At 64.2% G+C, this 22,442-nt stretch carries 19 protein-coding genes; 10 read left to right on the top strand and 9 right to left on the bottom strand.

Annotation, left to right across the window (positions count from 1 at the left end; translation table 11 throughout):
- Window positions 1-51 precede the first annotated feature (51 nt).
- The gene (locus FB598_RS02720) at window positions 52-2,130 is read left to right on the top strand and encodes a TonB-dependent siderophore receptor (RefSeq protein WP_141912545.1); all 2,079 of its coding nucleotides are present in this window, start codon (window positions 52-54) and stop codon (window positions 2,128-2,130) included.
- Here FB598_RS02720 and FB598_RS02715 read toward each other — a convergent pair.
- Complete coding sequence (locus FB598_RS02715; RefSeq protein ID WP_141912543.1) at window positions 2,124-3,020, bottom strand: LysR substrate-binding domain-containing protein; 897 nt, start codon at window positions 3,018-3,020, stop codon at window positions 2,124-2,126. The two genes, FB598_RS02720 and FB598_RS02715, sit on opposite strands and share 7 nt — an antisense overlap.
- 172 nt (window positions 3,021-3,192) lie before the next feature.
- Here FB598_RS02715 and FB598_RS02710 point away from each other — a divergent pair, with 172 nt between their 5' ends.
- The 4 genes from FB598_RS02710 to FB598_RS02695 all read left to right on the top strand — a co-directional run bounded on the left by FB598_RS02710 (window position 3,193) and on the right by FB598_RS02695 (window position 7,301).
- The gene (locus FB598_RS02710) at window positions 3,193-4,062 is read left to right on the top strand and encodes a transketolase (protein WP_141913334.1); all 870 of its coding nucleotides are present in this window, start codon (window positions 3,193-3,195) and stop codon (window positions 4,060-4,062) included.
- A complete protein-coding gene (locus FB598_RS02705) occupies window positions 4,062-5,063 on the top strand; it encodes a transketolase family protein (RefSeq protein WP_141912540.1) in 1,002 nt (333 codons plus the stop codon). The genes FB598_RS02710 and FB598_RS02705 overlap by 1 nt, the downstream gene beginning before the upstream one ends.
- A gap of 18 nt (window positions 5,064-5,081) precedes the next feature.
- Window positions 5,082-5,924 carry an NAD(P)-dependent oxidoreductase gene (locus FB598_RS02700; RefSeq protein WP_141912538.1) on the top strand — a complete coding sequence of 281 codons (843 nt, stop codon included), beginning with the start codon at window positions 5,082-5,084 and terminating at the stop codon, window positions 5,922-5,924.
- Window positions 5,925-5,993: 69 nt separating this feature from the next.
- Window positions 5,994-7,301 (top strand): MFS transporter, encoded by a 1,308-nt coding sequence (locus FB598_RS02695; RefSeq protein ID WP_141912535.1) that lies wholly within the window; start codon window positions 5,994-5,996, stop codon window positions 7,299-7,301.
- 131 nt (window positions 7,302-7,432) lie between these two features.
- On the opposite strand, the gene FB598_RS02690 is transcribed toward FB598_RS02695, so the two are convergent.
- The 6 genes from FB598_RS02690 to FB598_RS02665 all read right to left on the bottom strand — a co-directional run bounded on the left by FB598_RS02690 (window position 7,433) and on the right by FB598_RS02665 (window position 15,767).
- Window positions 7,433-7,660, bottom strand: a complete 228-nt coding sequence (locus tag FB598_RS02690) for a formate dehydrogenase subunit delta (RefSeq protein WP_141912532.1) — start codon at window positions 7,658-7,660, stop codon at window positions 7,433-7,435.
- A 53-nt stretch (window positions 7,661-7,713) separates the two neighbouring features.
- Complete coding sequence (gene fdhD / locus FB598_RS02685; RefSeq protein WP_141912530.1) at window positions 7,714-8,559, bottom strand: formate dehydrogenase accessory sulfurtransferase FdhD; 846 nt, start codon at window positions 8,557-8,559, stop codon at window positions 7,714-7,716.
- A 127-nt stretch (window positions 8,560-8,686) separates the two neighbouring features.
- Window positions 8,687-11,563 (bottom strand): formate dehydrogenase subunit alpha, encoded by a 2,877-nt coding sequence (gene fdhF, locus FB598_RS02680; RefSeq protein ID WP_141912528.1) that lies wholly within the window; start codon window positions 11,561-11,563, stop codon window positions 8,687-8,689.
- 41 nt (window positions 11,564-11,604) lie between these two features.
- A complete protein-coding gene (locus FB598_RS02675; RefSeq protein ID WP_141912526.1) occupies window positions 11,605-13,182 on the bottom strand; it encodes an NADH-quinone oxidoreductase subunit NuoF in 1,578 nt (525 codons plus the stop codon).
- A complete protein-coding gene (locus FB598_RS02670; protein ID WP_141912524.1) occupies window positions 13,182-13,658 on the bottom strand; it encodes a formate dehydrogenase subunit gamma in 477 nt (158 codons plus the stop codon). The genes FB598_RS02675 and FB598_RS02670 overlap by 1 nt, the downstream gene beginning before the upstream one ends.
- Before the next feature lie 465 nt (window positions 13,659-14,123).
- Window positions 14,124-15,767, bottom strand: a complete 1,644-nt coding sequence (locus FB598_RS02665) for an OFA family MFS transporter (protein ID WP_141912523.1) — start codon at window positions 15,765-15,767, stop codon at window positions 14,124-14,126.
- A gap of 205 nt (window positions 15,768-15,972) precedes the next feature.
- Between FB598_RS02665 and FB598_RS02660 the strand changes: the two genes are divergently transcribed.
- Window positions 15,973-17,040 carry a substrate-binding domain-containing protein gene (locus tag FB598_RS02660; RefSeq protein WP_141912521.1) on the top strand — a complete coding sequence of 356 codons (1,068 nt, stop codon included), beginning with the start codon at window positions 15,973-15,975 and terminating at the stop codon, window positions 17,038-17,040.
- Window positions 17,041-17,053: 13 nt separating this feature from the next.
- On the opposite strand, the gene FB598_RS02655 is transcribed toward FB598_RS02660, so the two are convergent.
- Window positions 17,054-17,968 (bottom strand): LysR family transcriptional regulator, encoded by a 915-nt coding sequence (locus FB598_RS02655; RefSeq protein ID WP_141912518.1) that lies wholly within the window; start codon window positions 17,966-17,968, stop codon window positions 17,054-17,056.
- A gap of 67 nt (window positions 17,969-18,035) precedes the next feature.
- On the bottom strand, window positions 18,036-19,235 hold the full coding sequence (locus FB598_RS02650; protein ID WP_221292292.1) for a glycoside hydrolase family 5 protein: 1,200 nt from the start codon (window positions 19,233-19,235) through the stop codon (window positions 18,036-18,038).
- Between the two features lie 247 nt (window positions 19,236-19,482).
- Here FB598_RS02650 and FB598_RS02645 point away from each other — a divergent pair, with 247 nt between their 5' ends.
- From FB598_RS02645 to FB598_RS02635, 4 genes are all read left to right on the top strand, one after another.
- On the top strand, window positions 19,483-20,421 hold the full coding sequence (locus FB598_RS02645) for a D-hexose-6-phosphate mutarotase (protein ID WP_141912516.1): 939 nt from the start codon (window positions 19,483-19,485) through the stop codon (window positions 20,419-20,421).
- A gap of 185 nt (window positions 20,422-20,606) precedes the next feature.
- Entirely contained in the window at window positions 20,607-21,686 is a 1,080-nt protein-coding gene (locus FB598_RS02640; protein ID WP_141912513.1) for a tartrate dehydrogenase, read from the top strand.
- 103 nt (window positions 21,687-21,789) lie between these two features.
- A complete protein-coding gene (locus FB598_RS20635) occupies window positions 21,790-21,948 on the top strand; it encodes a hypothetical protein (RefSeq protein ID WP_183405795.1) in 159 nt (52 codons plus the stop codon).
- Window positions 21,949-22,027: 79 nt separating this feature from the next.
- Window positions 22,028-22,411: a surface-adhesin E family protein gene (locus FB598_RS02635; RefSeq protein WP_255463912.1), complete on the top strand. Its 384-nt coding sequence runs from the start codon at window positions 22,028-22,030 to the stop codon at window positions 22,409-22,411.
- The last annotated feature ends 31 nt before the right edge of the window (window positions 22,412-22,442 follow it).

Raw genomic sequence — 22,442 nt, 5'->3', positions numbered from 1 at the left:
TCGCACATTAATGAGATAACATAAATAATAACAATTCCTATTCACTAAAATATGCTCTCCTCGCTTTCCCGCGGCTCCGTGGCCATTTTGCTCGCATTCCCGCCTTTGCTCGCCGCCGCCCAAACAACCGATACGCAATTGCCCACCGTCAACGTGAGCGCCGACGGCGACAACCCCAGCGGCTTCAAGGCCAAGCGCGCCCAGGTCAACAAGTCCGACACGCCGCTGGCGCAAACGCCGCAATCGATCACGGTCGTCACCCGCGCGCTGCTGGACAGCCAGCAGGCGGTGACCATCGCCGACGCCCTCAAGAACGTGCCCGGCGTGGTATCGGGCCAATACGGCCGGCGCGGCTGGGACGACTTCATCATCCGCGGCCAGGTCGCATCCGATTCGCTCTATCTCGACGGTTTGCGCACCACCACATCCAGCCGCGTCGCCGAGCAACTGTCCGGCCTGGAGCAACTGGAAGTGCTCAAGGGGCCGGGATCGCTGCTGTATGGGCAAGTCCTGCCGGGCGGGTTGGTCAACATGGTCAGCAAACGGCCCCAGGGCGAAGATTTCGCCAATGCCGACGTGACCGTGGGCAGCCATGATTTCCGCCAGGCCACGGTGGACCTGAACAAATCGCTGTCCGAGAACGGCAAGCAGGCCTTCCGCATCAACGGCCTCATCGCCAACAGCAACGATGCGACCGACCATGTCTGGTCCAAAAGCCGTTACATCGCGCCATCGCTGTCGCTGGACCTGGGCCCGCGTACCGACTTCACCATCCTGACCAGCTTCCAGGAGCGCAGCTACGTGCGCCAGCAAGGCTTGCCGCTGTACGGTTCGATCTACAGCAACAGGAACGGCAGCCTGCCGCGTTCGCTGTTTACCGGCGAACCCTCGGCCCGCCCCTACAACGCCACCGAAACCCGCCTCGGCTATACCCTGACCCACCGCTTCGACGATGGCTGGAGCCTGCACCACAACCTGCGCTGGCAGCAGTTCAGCATGAGCGGCCAGTTCGTCGTCAACAACGTCTCCACCGCCACCGGCGCCACCGAAACCCGCACCGCCACCGACCAGACCTTCGAAGGCCAGACCTTCGTCATGGACACCAACCTGCAGAAAAGCGTCAGCACCGGCTTCGGCAAGCATGCGCTGACCTTCGGCACCGACTACATGAACTCGCGCGAAGACGCCACCTCCTACAACTGCTCGGTGCCCGCGCTGAACCTGTACAACCCGCTGTACACCCGCGTCACCTGCCCCGCCACGCCCAACACCAAGACCTCGACCTCGGTGCGCGACACCGGCCTCTACCTGCGCGACACGATCACCTTCGGCCAGCGCTGGCAATTGCTGGCCGGCCTGCGCCACGACATCATCTCGACCTATTCCGACAACCGGCTCACCCGCGTCCACACCGACACCCCGGCGTCGGCCACCACCGGCTCGGCGGCGCTGATGGTCGAAGTGCTGCCCGGCGTGCGGCCGTACCTGAGCTATACCACCTCGTTCAACCCCAACACCGGCACCTCGTCGGCCGGCGCCACCTTCCAGCCTGAAAGCGGCAAGCAATGGGAAGCCGGCGTCAAGTTCGACCTCGACCAGGGACGCACCAGCCTCAACGTCGCCGTCTTCGACCTGCGCCGCAACAACGTGCTCAGCAACGATCCCGCCAATACCAATTTCAAGATCGCCAGCAACCAGCGCTCGCAAGGCGGCGAAATCAGCCTCGCCAGCGATTTGAGCAACGGATTGAGCGTCATGGCCGGCTACTCCTACACCGCCGCGATCACCGCCGACAATCTGGGCAACGCCTCCATCGCCACCGGGCAATGGCTCGACAACGTGCCGCGCCACACCGTCAACGCCAGTGGCCGCTACCGCTTCAGGGGCGCGCTCAACGGCTGGGAGCTCAACGGCGGGGTGCGCGGCCAGAGCATGGTGCGTACCAACGGCTACACCCTGCCCGGCTACGTGCTGGCCGACATCGGCGCGGCCTACAACGCCGAACGCTGGCGCGCGGCGCTGAACGTGAAGAACCTGTTCAATACCGCGTACTACACCGGCGGCCTGGCGCGCGCGGTAGCGCTGGGAGATGACCGTACCGTCATGCTGACGCTGGGATATCGTTATTGAGACTGCGGCCCGTCCGCCAGGCCCAGCTGGCCGAGCAGCCCCCCCCTGAACGTCTCGAAGCCCTCGTGGTGATGCTGGCGGCGCGGATAGGCCAGATAGTGGCCGATGTATTTCACTTCGCGCGTGCCCGACAGCGGCCTGACCAGCTTGCCGGCGGCAAGTTCGCGTTCGGCCATCAAGGTCGACTCCAGCACCACGCCAAGCCCGTCCACCGCGGCGGCGATGGCCATCGAACTGCGATCGAATCGCAAGCCGTAGTGGGCCGGCGCCGCCAGCTCATTGGCCTCGAACCACCCTTTCCATTGAAACCGCTGCACCGCGCACTGGATCAGCGGAAGGCGGTACAAGTCTTGCGGCGACCGGATCTGCCGCGCCAGCTCCGGCGAACACAGCGGCGCCAGGCCTTCGACCGCCAGGGGGATCGATTCGTGCGGCGACGAGCGCGGATCGCCGTAGACGATATCCAGGTCGAAGTCGTCATCGAAACGCGCATATTCGGTGCTGGCCGACACCTGCAGGTCAATATCGGGATATTCGCGGACAAAGCTGGCCAGCCGGGGCAATAGCCATTGCGTGGCAAAACTGGGAGCCGAATGCAGGTGCAAGGGACTGCGCGCCTCATTGGTCACGATGGCGAAGCCGCGCTGCATTTCATCGATGCCGCGCTGCACATGCTCCAGCAACTGCATGCCCTCCCGCGTCAGCCTGACTTCCCTCGTGCTGCGCTGGAACAGCTTGACCGCGATCATCTCCTCCAGCTTGCGAATGGAATGGCTGACGGCGCTGGGCGTGAGGTTCAGTTCCTGGGCCGCCGCCGCGAACGAGAGCGAACGCCCGGCTGCCTCGAAGATCCGCACAAACGGCAAAGGTACTTTACGGAAAGTATTCATTAGTGAACTTGATTCATTAAATACTGAGTTTTTTTCTTTTGTCTCAGCAAAAATCCCTCGCTAGAGTAGCACCGATTCCCACGGGCTCAACGATTGGTGAATTGAGAACATAAGAACGTAATAACGTTGGCCCGGCAACAACCTGATTCCCTTCCTACAGGAGACAGTCATGATGACTTCGGCAACCGCCGGGCCGGCGCACGCCCCGGCGCTGGCAACACTCGCGCACCGCGCTTATCGCATCCGCCGCTTCGCCCTGCGCATGGGCGAAGTCCAGGGCCAGGGCTACATCGGCCAGGCGCTGGGCTGGTCCGACGTGCTCGCCACCGCTTTTTGCCATGCGATGACCTACCGTCCGGACGAACCGGAATGGGAAGGCCGCGACCGTTTTCTCCTTTCCCACGGCCACTATGCGATCGCCTGCTACGCCGCGCTGATCGAAGCCGGCATCATCCCTGAAGAAGAACTGGAAACCTACGGTTCCGATGACAGCCGGCTGCCCATGTCCGGCATGGCGACCTACACCCCCGGCATGGAAATTTCCGGCGGCTCGCTGGGCCAGGGGCTGACCATCGCGGTCGGCATGGCGCTGGGCCTGCAGTTGAAGAACAACCCCGCCTTCGTCTACAACTCGATGTCCGACGGCGAGCTGGATGAAGGCGCGGTATGGGAAGCCGCGCTGTCGGCCTCGCACCACGGCCTGTCCAACCTGATCAACCTGGTGGACATCAACCGCCAGCAGGCCGACGGCAACTCCAACGAAATCCTCGGCTTCGAGCCATTGGCCGACAAGTGGCAGTCGTTTGGCTGGCACGTGGAGCGCGTCAACGGCAATGACCTGCAGGCCGTGGTCGCCGCCTTCGACCGCTGCCGCGCTCTGGCCGAAGCCAAGCCGCGCGTGATCCTGTGCGACACGCTGATGGGCAAAGGCGTGCCTTTCCTTGAGACGCGCGAGAAAAACCACTTTATCCGGGTGGATCCGCAGGAATGGCAACAGGCCATTGCGGTGCTCGATGAAAACCATGCGAAGGGAGAACGTTGATGAACGCCGTTACTGAAAAGAAGCCGCGCCTGACGACCTCGGCGATGATCGCCTCGATCGCCGGCGACGACCAGCCGACCCGTCCGGCCCCGTTTGGCCATGCCCTCGTGGCGGAAGCCGAACGCCGCCAGAATATCGTGGGCATGACCGCCGACCTGTCCAAGTACACCGACCTGCACATCTTCGCGCAGGCCTTCCCCAAGCGCTATTTCCAAATGGGCATGGCCGAGCAACTGCTCATGGGCGCCGCCGGCGGCATGGCCAAGGAAGGCTTCATCCCGTTCGCGACCACCTATGCGGTGTTCGCCACGCGCCGCGCTTACGACTTCATCCACCAGGTGATCGCTGAAGAAAACCTGAACGTGAAGATTTGCGCCGCGCTGCCCGGCCTGACCACCGGCTACGGCCCCAGCCACCAGGCCACCGAAGACCTGGCGATGATGCGCGCCATTCCCAACATGACCGTGATCGATCCCTGCGACGCGCTGGACATCGAGCAGGCAGTGCCCGCCATCGCCGCCCACAACGGCCCGGTCTACATGCGCCTGCTGCGCGGCAAGGTGCCGGCCGTGCTGGACGAATACGACTACAAGTTCGAGCTGGGCAAGGCCAAGATGCTGCGCGACGGCAAGGATGTGCTGATCATTTCCTCCGGCCTGATGACCATGCGCGCGCTGGAAGCGGCCAAGGCGCTGGACGACGGCTCGGCCAGCGTGGGCGTGCTGCACGTGCCGACCATCAAGCCGCTGGACGAAGCCGCCATCATTGAACAATGCCGCCGTCCGGGCCGCCTGGTGATCGTCGCCGAGAACCATAGCGTCATCGGCGGCCTGGGCGAGGCCGTCACGCGCGCGCTGGTGATGGCGCGCGTGATGCCGGAGTTCCGCCATGTCGCCTTGCCCGACCAGTTCCTGGATGCGGGCGCGCTGCCCACGCTGCACGACCGCTACGGCATCTCGACCTCGGTACTGGTCGGGAACATCAAGACCTGGCTGAAATAAGGACAAGGAAAACACATCATGGACGTTACCTTCATCGGCGTAGGCGCCATCGGCCTGCCCATGGCGTTGCAGATCAAACAGGCCGGGCACGACGTGACCGGCGTCGAGGTAGTTGAATCCAACCGCGCGCGCGCCGCCGAAAACGGCATCAACGCGGTCGCCGCCTTCGCTGACGCCCCCAGGGCGCAGGCGGTGGTGGTGATGGTCGCCACCCCGCAGCAGTTGGCCGCGGTCGTCGACAACGCCAAGGACGTGGCCGGGCAAATCTGGATCGTCATGTCCACCGTCGGCCCGGCTAGCGTGCGCGAACAAGGCGAACGCCTGCGCGCGGCCGGGGCAAAGGTGGTGGATGCGCCGGTGACCGGCGGCGTCGCCCGCGCCAAGACCGGCAAGCTGGTGATCTTCGCTTCCGGCGCGCAACCGGATATCGATGCCGTGCGCCCGGTGCTCGACGCCATGGGCAGCGTACGCGTGACCGGCCCCAACCTGGGCGACGGCCAGGCCATCAAGGTGGTCAACCAGCACCTGTGTTCGGTGCATATCGTCGCCGCCGCCGAAGCCCTGAACCTGGCGCGTTCGCTGGGCCTGGACCCGGCGGCCGTGCTGGAACTGGTCGAGAACGGCGCCGGCGGTTCCTGGATGCTGTCGGACCGCGGCCCGCGCATGCTGGCCGGCACCGACGTCGAAGTCACCAGCTCGATCAACATCTTCGTCAAGGACAGCGACCTGGTCGCCGCCGCGGCGCAGGAATGCGGCGCGCAGGTGCCGCTGCTGTCGATCGCCAATGCCAAATACCGCCAGGCGGCCGAGAACGGCCTGGGCCAGCTCGACGACAGCCGGGTCATCGAGACCTGGAAGTAGGCAGCAATTCCGGGGCCATCATGCGCCCCCTTCCCTTGCAACAGAACAATCAACCAGAGAGACAAGACAATGAGCAATCCCCAGGCACGCGGGGGCAAGGCGAACAAGGTCGCCTTTGCCTCCATGATCGGCTCGGCCGTAGAGAGCTACGACTTCTTCATCTACGGCACGGCCGCCGCCGCTTATTTCGGCAAGGTGTTCTTCCACACCAAGGAACCGCTGATCGGCATCCTGGCCTCCTTCGCCACGCTGGCCATCGGCTTCCTGATGCGTCCGCTGGGCGGCTATCTGGCCGGGCACTATGGCGATCGCGTCGGCCGCAAGGCGGTGCTGCTGTGGTCGCTGGTGGCGATGGGCATGGCCACAGTCCTGATCGGGGCGCTGCCGACGTATGAACAGGCCGGCGTGATTGCGCCGATCCTGCTGATTATCCTGCGCATGGTGCAAGGCATCGGCTTCGGCGCGGAATGGGGCGGCGCGGTACTGATGGCGTGCGAGCATGCGCCGCCGGAACGGCGCGGCTACTTCGGCGCGGTGCCGCAGATCGGCATCCCGATGGGGCTGCTGCTGGCCAATGGCGCGTTCCTGCTGTCGGGCGAGTTGTTCGAGGGCGACTGGGTGTGGCGCGCGCCGTTCCTGGTGTCCTTCGTGATGGTGGCGGTCGGCATGTTCATCCGCATGAACGTGGAAGAGTCGCCCGAGTTCGAAGCGGCCAAGGCCGAGCAGAAACTGGTCAGGCAACCGGCGCTGGAGGTGATCCGCAACGACTGGCGTTCTATTCTGAAGATCATCGGCGCGCGCCTGGCCGAAACCGGCGGCTACTACATCACCACCAGCTTCATGCTGTCGTACGTGGTGCTGGCGCAAGTGGCCACCACCAAACAGGTGCTCTGGGGCACGCTGATCGGCTCGGCCCTGGGCCTGGTGAGCCACCTGATCTATGGCGCCCTGAGCGACCGGATCGGCCGCCGCCCGGTGTTCATGCTGGGCGCGCTGTTCACCATCGCCTTTGGCATCCCGATGTTCATGCTGATCAACACCGGCTCGGTCATCATGGTCATCACCGCGATCGCGCTGTCGCTGCTGTTGAGCCACGACCCGATCTTCGCGGTGGAATCGAGCTGGTTCTCCGAGCAGTTCCCCGCCAATGTGCGCTCTTCCGGCATTTCGCTGGGCTACAACGGCGCCTCGCTGGTCGCCGGCCTGCTGCCCTTGATTGCCACGGCACTGTATGGCGTGACCGGCTGGATCGGCCCCGCCTTGATGTTTTCGGCACTTGGCGTCATTTCCGTCTGTTGCGCCCTTTCCATGCGCGAAACCGCGCCTGCGGTGACCGGCCTGGCGAGGTCGGCCAGACGCTCTGAAGTTCGGGTGTAACGTCTGTGGACGTAAAAAATCCTCGCCAAGGCGAGGATTTTTTTTGAGCCCGGCGCCAGGCAACGCCGATCTTGACTGCTGACGTTGCCTGCTGACGTTGCCTGCTGATGCCGCCCGCTGATGTTGCCCGCTTATGCCGCCAATTGCTGCATATGCTTGTTCACCGCCTCCAGCACGATCGGATCGAGCCCCTGCCCCTGCGTCTGCTCGATGTGCTCAAGAAACGCCTTGCGCATGCGCGGCTCCCAGAACCGCTTCAGGTGCGCGGCCAGATCCGCCACCGCCTGCTCATGATCGGGCATGGTCGAAAAAAAGGCGCCGATCTGGTTGGCCATCCTGGTCAGGTGCTCGGTATTCATGTCGTCCTCCTGCGGTCTTTGTCTTTTATCCGGAAAAGCATCGAATCATCCACTCAGCGCAGCCGGTGCGGCCTTGCGTACACCACATGCCCCTGTTTGCGCACGAAACCGAGCAAGGTGACATCGGTCTCTTCCGCCAGCCGAATCGCCAGCGCGGTCGGGGCCGAAATGGCGGCGATGAAGCCAATGCCGACCGTCGCCGCCTTCTGCACCATTTCGTAACTGGCGCGGCTGGTGATGATGGCCGCGCCCGTGGAGAAGTCGGCCCCATCTTCGGCCAGCGCACCGATCAGTTTGTCCAGCGCATTGTGGCGGCCCACGTCTTCGCGCACCAGGGCGATCTTGCCCTCCGCGTCCAGCCAGGCGGCGGCGTGGGTGGCGCCGGTGATTTGCTGCAATTGCTGGCCGCCCTGCATCTGTTCCAGCGCGGCATGGATCTGGTCTATCGTGAAGCGCGCCCCTTCATGCGCCACCGCCTTCGGATGGCGCACCGCTTGCTCCAGCGTCTCGGCGCCGCACAGGCCGCAGCCGGTGCGGCCGGTCAGGTTGCGGCGCTTTTCCTTCAACGCGACGAAACGCTCGGTGGCGATGCGCATCTGCACCTGTACCCCTTCGCAGCCGGGCACGATCTCGCATTCATACAATTCGCCCGGATCGGCCAGGATGCCTTCGGTCAGCGAAAAGCCGAGCGCGAAGTCTTCCAGGTCGGCTGGCGTGGCCATCATCACGGCATGCGAGATGCCGTTGTATTCCAGCGCGATCGGCACTTCCTCGGCGACGACATCCTCCATCGTCTCGCGCCGGCCGTCGCGCCAGCGCTCGACCGTCACGCGAGCGGAGGTTGCGTATTCGCCGGTGGCTGCGTCGATGTTGGGGGATGGAGGAATGCGTACGTTCATGCTTTCTTGCAATTCAGTTCAGTAAACCGTCATCCCGGCGAAGGCCGGGATCTAGTGACGTTCGTTATGCATCGACCACCGTTGAACGACACTGGGTCCTGACTTTCGTCAGGACGACGGGGTTGGTTCATTTGGTCACCAATGGTTCGACGCCGGCCGTCTCGCCCTTCAGCAAACCAAGCTGCTCACGATTAAAGCGCTGGTAATGCTGCTGCCATTCGGACGGCTGCGACACCGGCAGCACCTGCACCGCCGTCACCTTGTACTCCGGGCAATTGGTGGCCCAGTCGGAGTTGTCGGTGGTGATCACGTTCGCGCCCGATTCCGGGAAGTGAAAGGTGGTGTACACCACGCCCGGCTGCACCTTCCCGGTCACGGTCGCGCGCAGCACGGTCTGGCCGGCGCGCGACTCGATGCCGACCCAGTCGCCTTCGCGGATGCCGCGGTCCTCGGCATCGTGCGGATGGATCTCCAGGCGGTCTTCGCTGTGCCACTGCGAGTTCTCGGTGCGGCGCGTCTGGGCGCCGACGTTGTACTGCGACAGGATGCGGCCGGTAGTCAGGATCAGCGGATAACGCTGCGTCACCTTCTCGTCGGTAGCGAAATACTGCGTGTTGAGGAACTTGCCCTTGCCGCGGATGAAGCTGCCGATGTGCATGATCGGCGTGCCTTCCGGCGCGGCCTCGTTGCACGGCCACTGGATGCTGCCCAGCTGGTCCAGCCTGGCGTAGCTGACGCCATGGAAACTCGGCGTCAGCGCGGCGATTTCATCCATGATTTCCGATGGATGATTGTACGGCATCGGGTAGCCCAGCGCTTCGGCCAGCGCCACCGTGACTTCCCAGTCGGATTTGCCGGCCTTGGGCGGCATCACCTTGCGCACGCGCGAGATGCGGCGCTCGGCATTGGTGAAGGTGCCGTCCTTCTCCAGGAACGAGGAGCCCGGCAGGAACACATGCGCGTACTTGGCGGTTTCGTTCAGGAACAGGTCCTGCACCACGATGCACTCCATCGACTGCAGCGCGGCGGCCACGTGCTGGGTGTTGGGGTCGGACTGCACAATATCCTCGCCTTCGCAGTACAGTCCCTTGAAGCTGCCGTCCAGCGCGGCGTCGAACATGTTGGGGATGCGCAAACCCGGCTCGGGATTGAGCGTGACGCCCCATGCCTGCTCGAACTGGCCGCGCACGGTGGAGTCCGAAATGTGGCGATAGCCCGGCAACTCGTGCGGGAAGGAACCCATGTCGCACGAGCCCTGCACGTTGTTCTGGCCGCGCAGCGGATTGACGCCCACGCCTTCGCGGCCGACGTTGCCGGTGCACATGGCCAGGTTGGCGATGCCGATCACGGTGGTCGAACCCTGCGCATGCTCGGTCACGCCCAAACCGTAGTAGATCGCCGCGTTGCCGCCGGTGGCGAACAGCCGCGCGGCGCCGCGGATGGTTTCGGCCGGCACGCCGGTGACCTCGGCCATGGCTTCGGGCGAATTATCCGGGCGCAGCACGAAGGCTTTCCAGTCTTCGTACGATTTCACGTCGCAGCGCTCCTGGATGTAATCCTCCTTCTGCATCCCTTCGGACAGGATCACATGCGCCAGCGCAGTGATGATGGCGACGTTGGTGCCGGGCTTCAATTTAAGGTGGTAATCGGCCTGCACGTGCGGCGACTTGACCATCTCGGTGGTGCGCGGATCGATCACGATCAGCTTGGCGCCCTGGCGCAAGCGGCGCTTGATCTGCGAGGCGAACACCGGGTGGCCGGAGGCCGGATTGGCGCCCATGATCATGATCACGTCCGACTTCATCACCGAATCGAAGGTCTGGGTTCCGGCCGACTCGCCCAGCGTCTGCTTCAAACCGTAGCCGGTCGGCGAATGGCACACGCGCGCGCAGGTGTCGACGTTGTTGTTGCCGAAGGCGGCGCGCACCAGCTTCTGCACCAGGTAGGTTTCTTCGTTGGTGCAGCGCGAGGAGGTGATGCCGCCGATGGAATCCTTGCCATGCCGGGCCTGGATGCGGCGGAACTCGCTGGCCGCGTACGAAAGCGCCTCCTCCCACGACACTTCGCGCCACGGGTCGCTGATGCTCTTGCGGATCATCGGATTGAGGATGCGGTCCTTGTGCGTCGCATAGCCCCAGGCGAAGCGCCCCTTCACGCACGAGTGGCCGTGGTTGGCCTGGCCGTCCTTATACGGCACCATGCGCACCACCTCGTTGCCCTTCATCTCGGCCTTGAACGAGCAGCCCACGCCGCAATAGGCGCAGGTGGTGACCGTGCTGTGCTCGGCCTGGCCCAGCATGATCACGCTCTTCTCGGTCAGGGTCGCGGTCGGGCAGGCTTGCACGCAGGCGCCGCAGGAGACGCATTCGGATTCCATGAAGCTGTCCAACTGCCCGGCCGACACGCGCGAGGCGAAGCCGCGGCCGTCGATGGTCAGCGCGAAGGTGCCTTGCGTCTCTTCGCAGGCGCGCACGCAGCGGTTGCAGACGATGCACTTGGACGGGTCGTAGGTGAAATAGGGATTGGACTCGTCCTTCTTCATCTGCAGGTGGTTCTCGCCTTCGTAACCGTAGCGCACCTCGCGCAGGCCGACCGCGCCGGCCATGTCCTGCAGTTCGCAATTGCCGTTGGTGGGGCAGGTCAGGCAATCCAGCGGGTGGTCGGAGATGTAGAGCTCCATCACGCCGCGCCGGATCTCGGCCAGCTTGGGCGTCTGCGTCTGCACCTTCATGCCGGGCTCGCAGGGCGTGGTGCAGGAAGCCGGATAGCCCTTCATCTTGCGGCCATCCTTTTCGATCTCCACCAGGCACAGGCGGCAGGAGCCGAACGGCTCCAGGCTGTCGGTGGCGCACAGCTTGGGCACGTTGACGCCGGCCTCGACCGCCGCGCGCATGACCGAGGTGCCGGCCGGCACGGTGATGGCGACGCCGTCGATCTCCAGCGTGACTTCCTGTTCCGAGGCACGCGCCGGCGTGCCGTAATCCGTTTCATTGAGCTGGTTCATGGTGCAACTCCTTACGTATTCTTACGTCTTCGATACAGAGGTCAGGCCGCCTTCTCACTGGGCGTGCCGAAGTCTTCCGGGAAATGGTTCAGCGCAGAGAGCACCGGGAACGGCGTCATGCCGCCCATGGCGCACAGCGAGCCGTTGAGCATGGTGTCGCACAGGCTGCGCAGCAGATGCACCTGCTGCGGCCGGTCCGCATTGTTCTGGCCTGCGACAATCTTGTCGATCACTTCCACGCCGCGGGTGGAGCCGATACGGCACGGGGTGCACTTGCCGCAGGACTCGATGGCGCAGAACTCCATCGCATAGCGCGCCTGCCTAGCCATGTCGACCGTATCGTCGAAGACCACCAGGCCGCCGTGGCCGATCATGGCGCCGATGGCGGCGAAGGCTTCGTAGTCCAGCGGCGTATCGAACTGGCTGGGCGGCATATAGGCGCCCAGCGGGCCGCCCACCTGCACCGCGCGGATCGGCCGGCCGCTTTCGCTGCCGCCGCCGAAGTCTTCCAGCAACTGGCGCAGGGTCAGGCCGAAAGCCTTCTCCACCAGTCCGCCATGCCTGATGTTGCCGGCCAGTTGGAACGGCAGCGTGCCCATCGAACGGCCGACGCCGTAGTTCTTGTAGAAGTCGGCGCCGCGCGCCAGGATGACCGGCACCGAGGCCAGCGAGATCAGGTTGTTGATCACCGTCGGCTTGCCGAACAAACCCTCCAGCGCCGGCAGCGGTGGCTTGGCGCGCACCACGCCGCGCTTGCCTTCGATGCTCTCCAGCATGGCGGTCTCTTCGCCGCAGATGTAGGCGCCGGCGCCCTTGCGCACTTCCAGCCGGAAGGCTTTTCCGGAGCCCAGGATGTTGTCGCCCAGGTAGCCCTTCTCCGTGGCAATGGCGATGGCCTGGTTCAATGTGGCGATGGCATGCGGGTATTCCGAGCGTACATAGATGTAGCCCTCGGTCGCGCCGACCGCGATAGCGGCGATGGTCATGCCTTCGATCAGCATGAACGGGTCACCCTCCATCACCATCCGGTCGGAGAAGGTGCCGGAGTCGCCTTCGTCGGCATTGCACACCACATACTTCTGCGCCGCCCGGGCGCCGGCCACGGTCTGCCACTTGATGCCGGTCGGGAACGCCGCGCCGCCGCGTCCGCGCAAGCCGGAATCGAGCACCTGCCGCACCACCGACTCGGGCGCCATGGCCAGCGCATTCTTCAGGCCGACATAACCTTCATGGGCGAGATAGTCGTCCAGCGACAGCGGATCGGTGATGCCCACGCGCGCGAAGGTCAGGCGTTCCTGGTTCTTCAGGTAAGGGATTTCCTCGGTCGCCCCCTGCCGCAACGGATGCGCGCCGCCGGCCAGGAAGCCGGCGTCGAACATCCCGGCCACGTCCTCCATGCCAACCGGGCCGTACGCCACGCGGCCGGCAGCGGTCGCCACTTCCACCAGCGGCTCCAGCCAGAACATACCGCGCGAACCGTTGCGCACCAGCCTGATCTTGACGCCGCGCTTGCCGGCTTCAGCGGCGATGGCGGCAGCCACGTCGTTGGCGCCCAGGGCGAGCGCGGTGGAGTCGCGCGGCACATAGACAGTGATGGTGTCCAGAGTCTGGGTCTGCATCATGCCTCCCGCTTGGCCTGCACCAGGCGCTGGAATTTGTCGGCGCCCACGCGCGCGTGCAGGTCGTCGTCGATCATGATGTTGGGGCCGCAGGCGCATTGCCCCAGGCAATACACCGGCTCCAGCGTGAACTGGCCATCGGCCGTGGTTTCATGGAAAGCGCAACCGAGCATCTCCTGCGCATGCCCGGCCAGCGCGTCGGCGCCGCGCGCCTGGCAAGCCTCGGCGCGGCACACCTGCACCACGTGCCTGCCCGGCGGCTGCTGGCGGAAAAAATGATAGAACGAAACCACGCCGTGCACTTCGGCGCGCGAAACGTTGAGCCCGTCGGCGACCATCGGCACCACGTCCGATGGGATGTAGCCGAGCTTCTCCTGGATACCGTGCAGGATGGGCAGCATGGCGCCCGCCATCCCCTTGCGTTCGGCGATGATGGCGCGCACCGCCGCCACATCGAAGTCTTGTTGCCTGTTCATTGAAGTCTCCTGCCTCGCTATGAAACGCCGCCGTTCGTTGCGAATCTTGTCATCGGCGCTTCGGGAACAAATGAAACCGGGTACGGCGCGCCTCAGGGAGGCGCGGCCTGCTTGAAACGCATCGTTGCTGAAAGCCCGGAAAGGACGGGAAGAACGGGAAGAAAAGGCATGCCTGCCGCAAATGCCGGCAAAAGCCGCGCCATCGAGCCACTGCCGATGGCCGCGCGGATGGATATAGCCGGTCTCCGTTTATGCATGTTCTCCCTGCCTTTGCGGGTTGGTACAGAACACTGGGGATGTGGCGTTCGCATGCGCCTGGTAGGCACACGCCACTCCTGATTTTTCGATAGTCTCGCTGACACAACCCGCCTGCGGATCGCTGCCCCTTGCGGGTTGTGTCAGCGGCTTTCGCCGCTGCCGGCGCCGTTGCTGGCGCCGGGTATTGCCTGTTGCGTCAAGTCCCGGTCAACGGAACAGCACGGCCGACTTCTGCAGCGTCAACGTCACGCCCCAGATCAGCGGGATGCCTACTGCCAGCCATGCCAGCGCGATCACCGCCGGATTGCCGCCGGTGCCGATCTTGGACATGTCGCCCGACGCAGCGGTCGCGACCGCTTCGGCTGCCGACTTTTCGTGCGCCAGCTGCTTCTCGCGCGCCAGCTCTTCCGGCGTCATGAAGTGCTTGGCGGCGACCGGGCGGATCAGCAGGTTGCAGATCAGGCCCAGCACCAGCATGCCGGCCAGGATGTACATCGTGGTGTTGTAGACCGACTCGCGCGGCATGCCCAGCGACAGCTGGTATTCGCGCATGTAGTTCACCACCACCGGGCCCAGGATGCCGGCAGTCGCCCACGCGGTCAGCAGGCGGCCGTGGATCGCACCCACCATCTGGGTGCCGAACAGGTCGGCCAGGTAGGCCGGCACGGTCGAGAAGCCGCCGCCATACATCGACAGGATGATGCAGACCGCAGCCACGAACAGGGCGATGCTGCCCGCCCTGGCCGACCATGGCAGGCTCACGTACAGCACGAAGCCCAGCACGAAGAAGATCGCATAGGTCATCTTGCGGCCGAAGAAGTCGGAGCACGAGGCCCAGGCGAAACGGCCGCCGATGTTGAACAGGCTGATCAGGCCGGTAAAGCCCGCTGCCAGCGCGGCGATGGCGGTCTTCTGTTCGGGCGAGAGGTCGTTGAAGCCGACATTGACGCCCAGCAGGTGGCCGCCGAAGACTTCCTGCAGCATCGGCGATGCGATGCCGATCACGCCGATGCCGGCCGACACGTTCAGGCACAGCACCAGCCACACCAGCCAGAACTGCGGGATACCCCAGACCTTGGAAACGTGCACGTGGTTCTGGGTGATCATGGTGTTGTTGTTGGCAACCGGCGGCGTCCAGCCGGCCGGCTTCCAGCCCGAAGGCGGAACGCGGTAGCCGAAGGCGCCTGCCATCATGAACACGAAATAGATCGCGGCCATGGCGACGAAGGTTTCCCATACGCCGACCGAGGTCGGGGTGGCGAATTTCTTCATCAGCATGTCGGCCAGCGGGCTGCCGACCAGCGCGCCGCCGCCGAAGCCCATGATGGCCATGCCGGTGGCCATGCCGCGGCGATCCGGGAACCACTTGATCAGGGTCGACACCGGCGAGATGTAGCCCAGGCCAAGCCCGATGCCGCCAATCACGCCGGAGCCCAGCCACATCAGCCACAGCTGGTGGGTCTTGACGCCGACGGCCGAGATCAGCAGGCCGCCGCACCAGCACAGCGCTGCCACGACGCCGGCCTTGCGCGGGCCGGCGTGTTCCAGCCAGCCGCCCCAGATCGCCGCGGAAATGCCGAGCAGGACGAAGAACATGGTGTACATCCAGCCCAGCATGGAGATTTTCCAGTCGCAGGAGGATGAGAAGATTTGCGCGAAGAAGCCGACATCGGCGCCGCAAGCGATCGGCGCGGTCACGCCCAAGGCCTTGGACAGCGGCAGCCAGAACACGGAAAAGCCGTAGGCCATGCCGATACAAAGGTGGATTGCAAGTGCAGCCGGGGGCACCAACCAGCGGTTGAAGCCAGGCTTGGCAACCGTATGTTCCTTGTTCAGGAAATCGAAAGCCATTATTCCTCCGAATAATTATTGATGATGTGGATCGAGAGGGAGGCCATTGCAAAGCCGGTAGGAACGGCAAGCCGATCCATCTTTGCAATCAGGTTCCTCCCTGTTTATATATGTACAACGCTACATATATTTTTTATGATTTATGTAGGCTGCAGCGAAATTATCACCTAAAAACAAGCGACTCAATATGCTATATTTTTCATAAATGTACAAAGTCCACATCAAGCCGCACTGGGAAATCGCCTACGACAACGAGGCCCCGCTCGATACGGCCAACCTGCTCACGCTGCTGACTGCCATCCAGCAAAGCGGCTCGATCGCGCAAGCCGCCCAGCAGATCCGCTATTCGTACCGGCATGCATGGGGCCTGCTGCGCGACGCCGAACGCATCTTCGGCAACCGCCTGATCGCCAGCGGCCGCGGCCGCGGCACCACCCTCACTCCCTTCGCTAACAAGTTGCTGTGGGCCGACCGCCTGGTGGCGGCGCGCCTGTCGCCCACGCTCGACAGCCTGGCGTCGGAACTGGAGATCGAACTGGGCAAGACGGTGGAAGGCAAGTCGGAAACGGTGCGCCTGAACGCCAGCCACGGTTTCGCGGTGGCCGCGTTGCTGGGCAAGATCAATGAGGCGCGGCTGCCGGTGGAAGTGCGCTACCGCCACAGCACCGATGCCGTGGCCGCGCTGTCGCGCCAGGAATGCGACCTGGCCGGCTTTCATGTGCCGCTGGGGGAATTCGAGCGGCCGGCGATCGCCACCTACGCCAAATGGCTCAACAAGCGCAGCGACTGCCTGATCCACCTGGCGGTGCGCAACCAGGGCCTGTTCGTGGCGCAGGGCAATCCCAAGAACGTGCAATCGCTGGCCGACCTCACGCGCGGCGACCTGCGCTTCGTCAATCGCGAAGCCGGCTCGGGCACGCGCATGCTGCTGGAACTGATGCTGTCCGGCGCCGGCATCGCCCGCAAGAAGATCAACGGCTTCGAGAACACCGAATTCACGCATTCGGCGGTGGCGGCCTTCATCGCCAGCGGCATGGCCGACGTCGGCTTCGGCGTGCAGACCGCGTCCCAGCGCTTCGGGCTGGAGTTCATCCCGCTGGTGCGCGAGCGCTATTTCTTCGCGCTGCCGGCGGCGTCGCTGCACGACCCGCTGATCCGCGCGGTGATCGACATCCTGCAATCGGACGCCTTCCGCGCCGCGGTCAACAACCTGGCCGGTTACGACGCCACCGACACCGGCAAGATCCAGACGCTGAAAGAAGCCTTCGGCTGAACCGCCGACCCGGCTACACGGTGATGGCCGGCGCGTTCACATCCAGCTTTTTCTGCAGGAAGCGCACGCATTCGCGCACCTTGGCCGAATTCTTCAACTGCAGCGGATAGACCGCGCACAGGTCGGCCTCCTGGTAGTACTGCGGCAAGATGCGCACCAGCCGGCCGCGCTTCAAGCTCTCGGCCACGTCCCAGATCGAACGCAGGATGATGCCGTGGCCGTCCACCGCCCACTGGTGGATGATCTCGCCGTGGTTGGAGGCCAGGCCGCCCGACACCTTGACCGTCTCCGCCCCCTTGGGGCCCATCATGCGCCAGATGCCGAAGGACTGGTTGCGCTCGCGGATCACCAGGCACTGGTGCTGGCGCAATGCGGCCAGGTCGGCCGGCAAGCCGTGGCGCTTGAGGTAAGCCGGGCTGGCGCACAGCACGCGCTGGCTGGGCATGATGCGCTTGGAAAACAGATGCGGCTCATGCCCCGGCCCGACGCGGATGTCGAGGTCGAAGCCTTCGTTGACCAGGTCGATCTGGCGATCCACCAGCTCCAGTTGGATCTTCAGTTCCGGATGCAGCGCCGCGAATTCGGACAGCAGCGGCGAGACGTACTTGCGGCCCAGGCCGAAGCTGGTGCTGATCTTCAGCAGTCCGCGCGGCACGCGCTTGGCGCTGCTGACCGTCTCCATCATCTGCTCGACATCGTCGAGGATCTTGCGCGCCCAGTCGTGGACGTTGCCGCCCTCCTCCGTCATCACTACGCTGCGCGTGGTGCGATGGAACAGGCGTACGCCCAACGCCTGTTCCAGCAGCGCGATGCGCTTGCTGATGTAGGCCGGCGAAGCGCCGACCTCCTTGGCCGATTCGGCAAAGCTGCTGCGGCGGGCCACCACGCAAAACAGGCGCAGGTCTTCAAGCAAGGGAGAATTGTTCACGGTTCGTAGCGGATCGGGTCAACGATGCGTGGATTATAGCCACCCATGGCCAGCCCGACGCAACGGCTCACCCGCCGTCTTGCAAGCGGCGCCGTATCACCTCGAACTCGGGCGTGGCACGGCGCTTGACCGGATCGGGCAAGCCCTTTTCCTGGGCATCCCAATAACTCCAGTGGACTTTGCCCTTGCCCAGTTCATAGTCCATGGCATCCCAATTGTCTTCGCGGAACGCATAAAAGGCCCAATGCACGCCGGAACGCTGCAGTACGCTCAACACGTCGTCGAGATAACGTTCGCAACTGTCGAGCGTGCGGATGCAGCCGAACTCGCCGGCCACCATGCGCGACATCGGAATGCCGTGCGCGCGCGCCCAGGCCAGCGGCTGCTCAAGATAAGCGGCGACGCGCCTGGCATCCCAGTATTGCGCCACGCCGCCGAAACGGGTATCGCCGGGATAGCGCAACGGCGGCTGCCGGCGCAGGTTCGGCCCGCTGGTCGTCTCATAGGGTTCGTACATATGAAAGCTGTACAGCGTGCGCGTATCGGCCAGCGGCCCGGGCCAATAGGCAAAAGCGTCGGCCGCCGCGTACCAGCCGGCATCGACCATGATCGGCGTGTCCGGATCGACTTCGCGGATGGCGCGGATCAGTTCGGCATAAAAAGCCGGCAGGTCGCGCCCGCTCCCCTTCTGCTCGGCATACCATTGCCGCATGCGTTCGGGCGCCGCATGTTCCGGCAAGCCGCCCATCTTCTCCGGCGCCGGCTCATTGATCAGGTTATACGCGGCGATGCCCGGCTGCCCGCGCAATGCCTGCGCCAGGTCGCGCCAGAAGCGCACGGCATCGCGCCAGCGCTGCCGATCCTGCCAAAGGCGGTCATCGAACTTGCCGCCATTGTTTTGCGACCAGCGCGCATAGGGCAGCGACAGCGGCGCGATCACCGCCTTCAACCCGGCCTTGTCTATTCTTGCCAGCGTTTCCCTGAGCGTGGCCAGGTCGCGCTCGGCCAGGCCTTGATAACGGTCGGCATCCCCCAGCAGGAAATCCCTGCCTTGCGCACGCCACTTGTCATAGGAAAGGCGCACCCAATCGGCGCCATGCGCGCGCAACGCATCGAAATAGGCCTGGTCGGGCGGCAACCGGTTGAAACTGTTGCCCCCGTGCCGGGGGCTGTCCCAGAACTGCATGGAGTCGGCGGCAAGCGCAGGCGCCGCCGTCGTCACACCCGTGGCGACCAGGAGCCCCATGATGGCAATCAGTTTTCGCATCGGCTTGCATAGGTTCGTCATATCGGCAATTCCTGTTGAGCGGGCGCCATTGGACAATTCCTCACCGGCATTGGTGCGCGGCCGGAGGCGTATGACTTGAGAAATCGATCTTTAACGATGCGCCGCATGGCATGCCAGAACATGCACAAATGACAAGCCTACAGCCACAAGAAAATGCCCCGGCCATTCCTCGCCGGGGCGAAATGTGGCAGGCTTGCACTATCGCAATTTTTTCGGAGTTTCCAGCATGATCACCACAGATGACGGGACTGTTCCGCAGGAAGTCCCGCATATCCAGCGCATCGAAGTCAACCAGCTCCAATGCCTGCGCATCCAGACCGCCCGGGCCGAGCTGCTGGTGGCCGAGCAAGGCGCGCAAGTGCTGCGCTACCAGGCGCATGGCCAGGAGCCGCTGGTCTGGATGAGCGAAGAGGCCGCCTTCGAAGCCGGCAATTCGGTGCGCGGCGGCATCCCCGTTTGCTGGCCGTGGTTTGGCGACCTGATGCGCAACCCGCCGCAGGTGCAGGCGCTGCATTCCGGCGGGCGGCTGCCGGCGCACGGCCTGGTACGCGGCATCGACTGGCTGCTGCAGGAAAGCGCCATCGAGGGCGACAGCGTGCGATTGACGCTGGCCATCCCGCCCACCACCGATTCGCCCAGCCTGCGCCACCTGCCGGCCGGCCTGGAGCTGCGCCTGGACATCCTGCTGGACGACCGCCTGCACCTGAACCTGACCACCCGCAACAACAGCGAACAACACATCGCCCTGACCCAGGCGCTGCACACCTACTTCGCCGTGAGCAGCATCCATGACGTGGCAGTGGAAGGCCTGGAGGGACGGCGCTACATCGAAACGCTGGAAGGCTGGGCCGAACGCGAACAGAAGCGCGAACTGGCGGTCAGCGGCGAAACCGACCGCATCTACCTCGACCTGCCGCCTCAGTTGGCGATCCGCGATGAAGGCTGGAAGCGCCGCATCCGCATCGAAGCCAGCGGCTCGACCTCGGCCGTGGTGTGGAACCCGTGGGCCAGCAAGGCGCGCCGCCTGTCCCAATTCGCCGACGACGCCTGGCAGCGCATGCTGTGCATCGAAACCGCCAACGTGATGGAAGACCTTGTCGAGCTGGCGCCCGGCGAAGCGCACAGCATGGGGGTAACGATGTGGGCCGAGCAGCTCGGCGGCTGAATGAACAACATTAGGCCGTACGCCGGGCTTTTGCTTGGGTGGACAGGATCCAGCAATTATTCACGGATCGTGTTTCATGGAATCACCGATTCGTGCATGATCGCCGCGCGAATGCCGCTCGAATACGTTTATGATTTCCTCCCTGAGAGCTTGCCCACGGGCGCCACATCATCGAGGAGAACAGCATGGCAAGGAAACATAAGATAGCGGTCATCGCCGGCGACGGCATCGGGCAGGAAGTCATCCCGGAAGGCCTGCGCGCGGTCGAGGCCGCCAGCAAGAAGTTCGGCATCGAGATCGAATACACCCATTTCGACTGGGCCCACTGCGGCTACTATGAAAAGCACGGCAAGATGATGCCGGACGACTGGTTCGACCAGTTGAAGGGCTTCGAAGCCATCTTCTTCGGCGCGGTCGGCTGGCCGGCCACGGTGCCCGATCACGTCTCGCTGTGGGGTTCGTTGCTGAAATTCCGCCGCGAGTTCGACCTGTACGTCAACCTGCGCCCGGTGCGCCTGATGCCAGGCGTGCCCTGCCCGCTGGCCAACCGCAAGCCCGGCGACATCGACTTTTACGTGGTGCGCGAAAACACCGAGGGCGAATACTCCTCCATCGGCGGCCGCATGTATGAAGGCACCGAACGCGAGACCGTGATCCAGGAATCGGTCTTCACCCGCAAGGGCACCGACCGCATCCTCAAGTACGCCTTCGACCTGGCACAAAGCCGTCCGAAAAAGCACCTGACCTCGGCCACCAAATCCAACGGCATCGCCATCACCATGCCCTACTGGGACGAGCGCGTGGAAGCCATGGGCAAGCAATACCCCGATGTGAGGCGCGACAAATACCACATCGACATCCTGACCGCCCACTTCGTGCTCAATCCGGACCGCTTCGACGTGGTGGTGGCCTCCAACCTGTTCGGCGACATCCTCTCCGACCTCGGCCCGGCCTGCGCCGGCACTATCGGCATCGCGCCCTCGGCCAACATCAACCCGTCGCGCGAACTGCCTTCGCTGTTCGAACCGGTGCACGGTTCGGCGCCGGACATCTTCGGCAAGAACATCGCCAATCCCATCGCCACCATCTGGTCGGGCGCGATGATGCTGGACTTCCTCGGCAACGGCGAGGCCAAGTACCGGCAGGCGCACGACGCCATCCTGGCCGCGGTCGAACATGTGCTCAAGGATGGCCCGAAGACTCCCGACCTGGGCGGCCAGGGCGACACCACCTCAGTCGGCAAAGCCATCGCGGCAGCGATCTAAATTCGATAATGCAGCATCCCGGCGGCTTCCCGGCCGCCGACCGAGCGGCAGGCATCAGCCTGCCGGCCCCTCCCCCATGACCGCCCGCGCACGACATGTTAGGATGAGCGCAATTCAAATCATCCCGATCACCGGACCGGACATGTCATTGCGGCTGCAGCACAATTGGAACCGGCTCCTGGCCGAAACGCTCTTCTGGAGCGTGACCCTGGCGCTGCTGCTGGAAGATGATGTGGCAATGCTGGCAGTCATGTTCAGTTGATCGCGACGCACTCCGCCCTATGGACGTACCGTTTTTTTCATCCTCCGTCTTGCGCGCGCCGGCAAGCCTGGCTATCGCAATGGCACTGGCCGGAACAGCACTGCCGGCCCATGCCGAATGGTCGCCGCTGGGCGACAACAACATCGGCAGCTTCTTCGTCGACAAGAACAGCATCGTCGCCACCCGCAGCATCCGCCAGGCGCAAATCCTGTTGAACTGGAACCGTCCCCAGCTGCTGATGGGCCAAGGCAGCAAGACTTACTACACGTCCGAAATCTCGACCGCCTACTTCGACTGCAACAACCGCCAGCTCGGCTTCGGCAGCCGCAAGATGTATGCGCAACCGGACGGCCAGGGGACCTTGCTGCTGGCGCCGCAACTGTCCTATGCGGACGTCAGGCTGCAAGACCCGATTCCGGGCTCCACCGGCGAACGCGCCATCGACGCGGTCTGCGGCAAATAAGTCCTCCCAGATAAGCCCGTTTCTTCCCGGC

Source organism: Herbaspirillum sp. SJZ106, assembly GCF_006715495.1.
Classification (GTDB): Bacteria; Pseudomonadota; Gammaproteobacteria; order Burkholderiales; family Burkholderiaceae_D; genus Herbaspirillum.
This window is presented reverse-complemented; position numbering and strand designations above follow the sequence as displayed.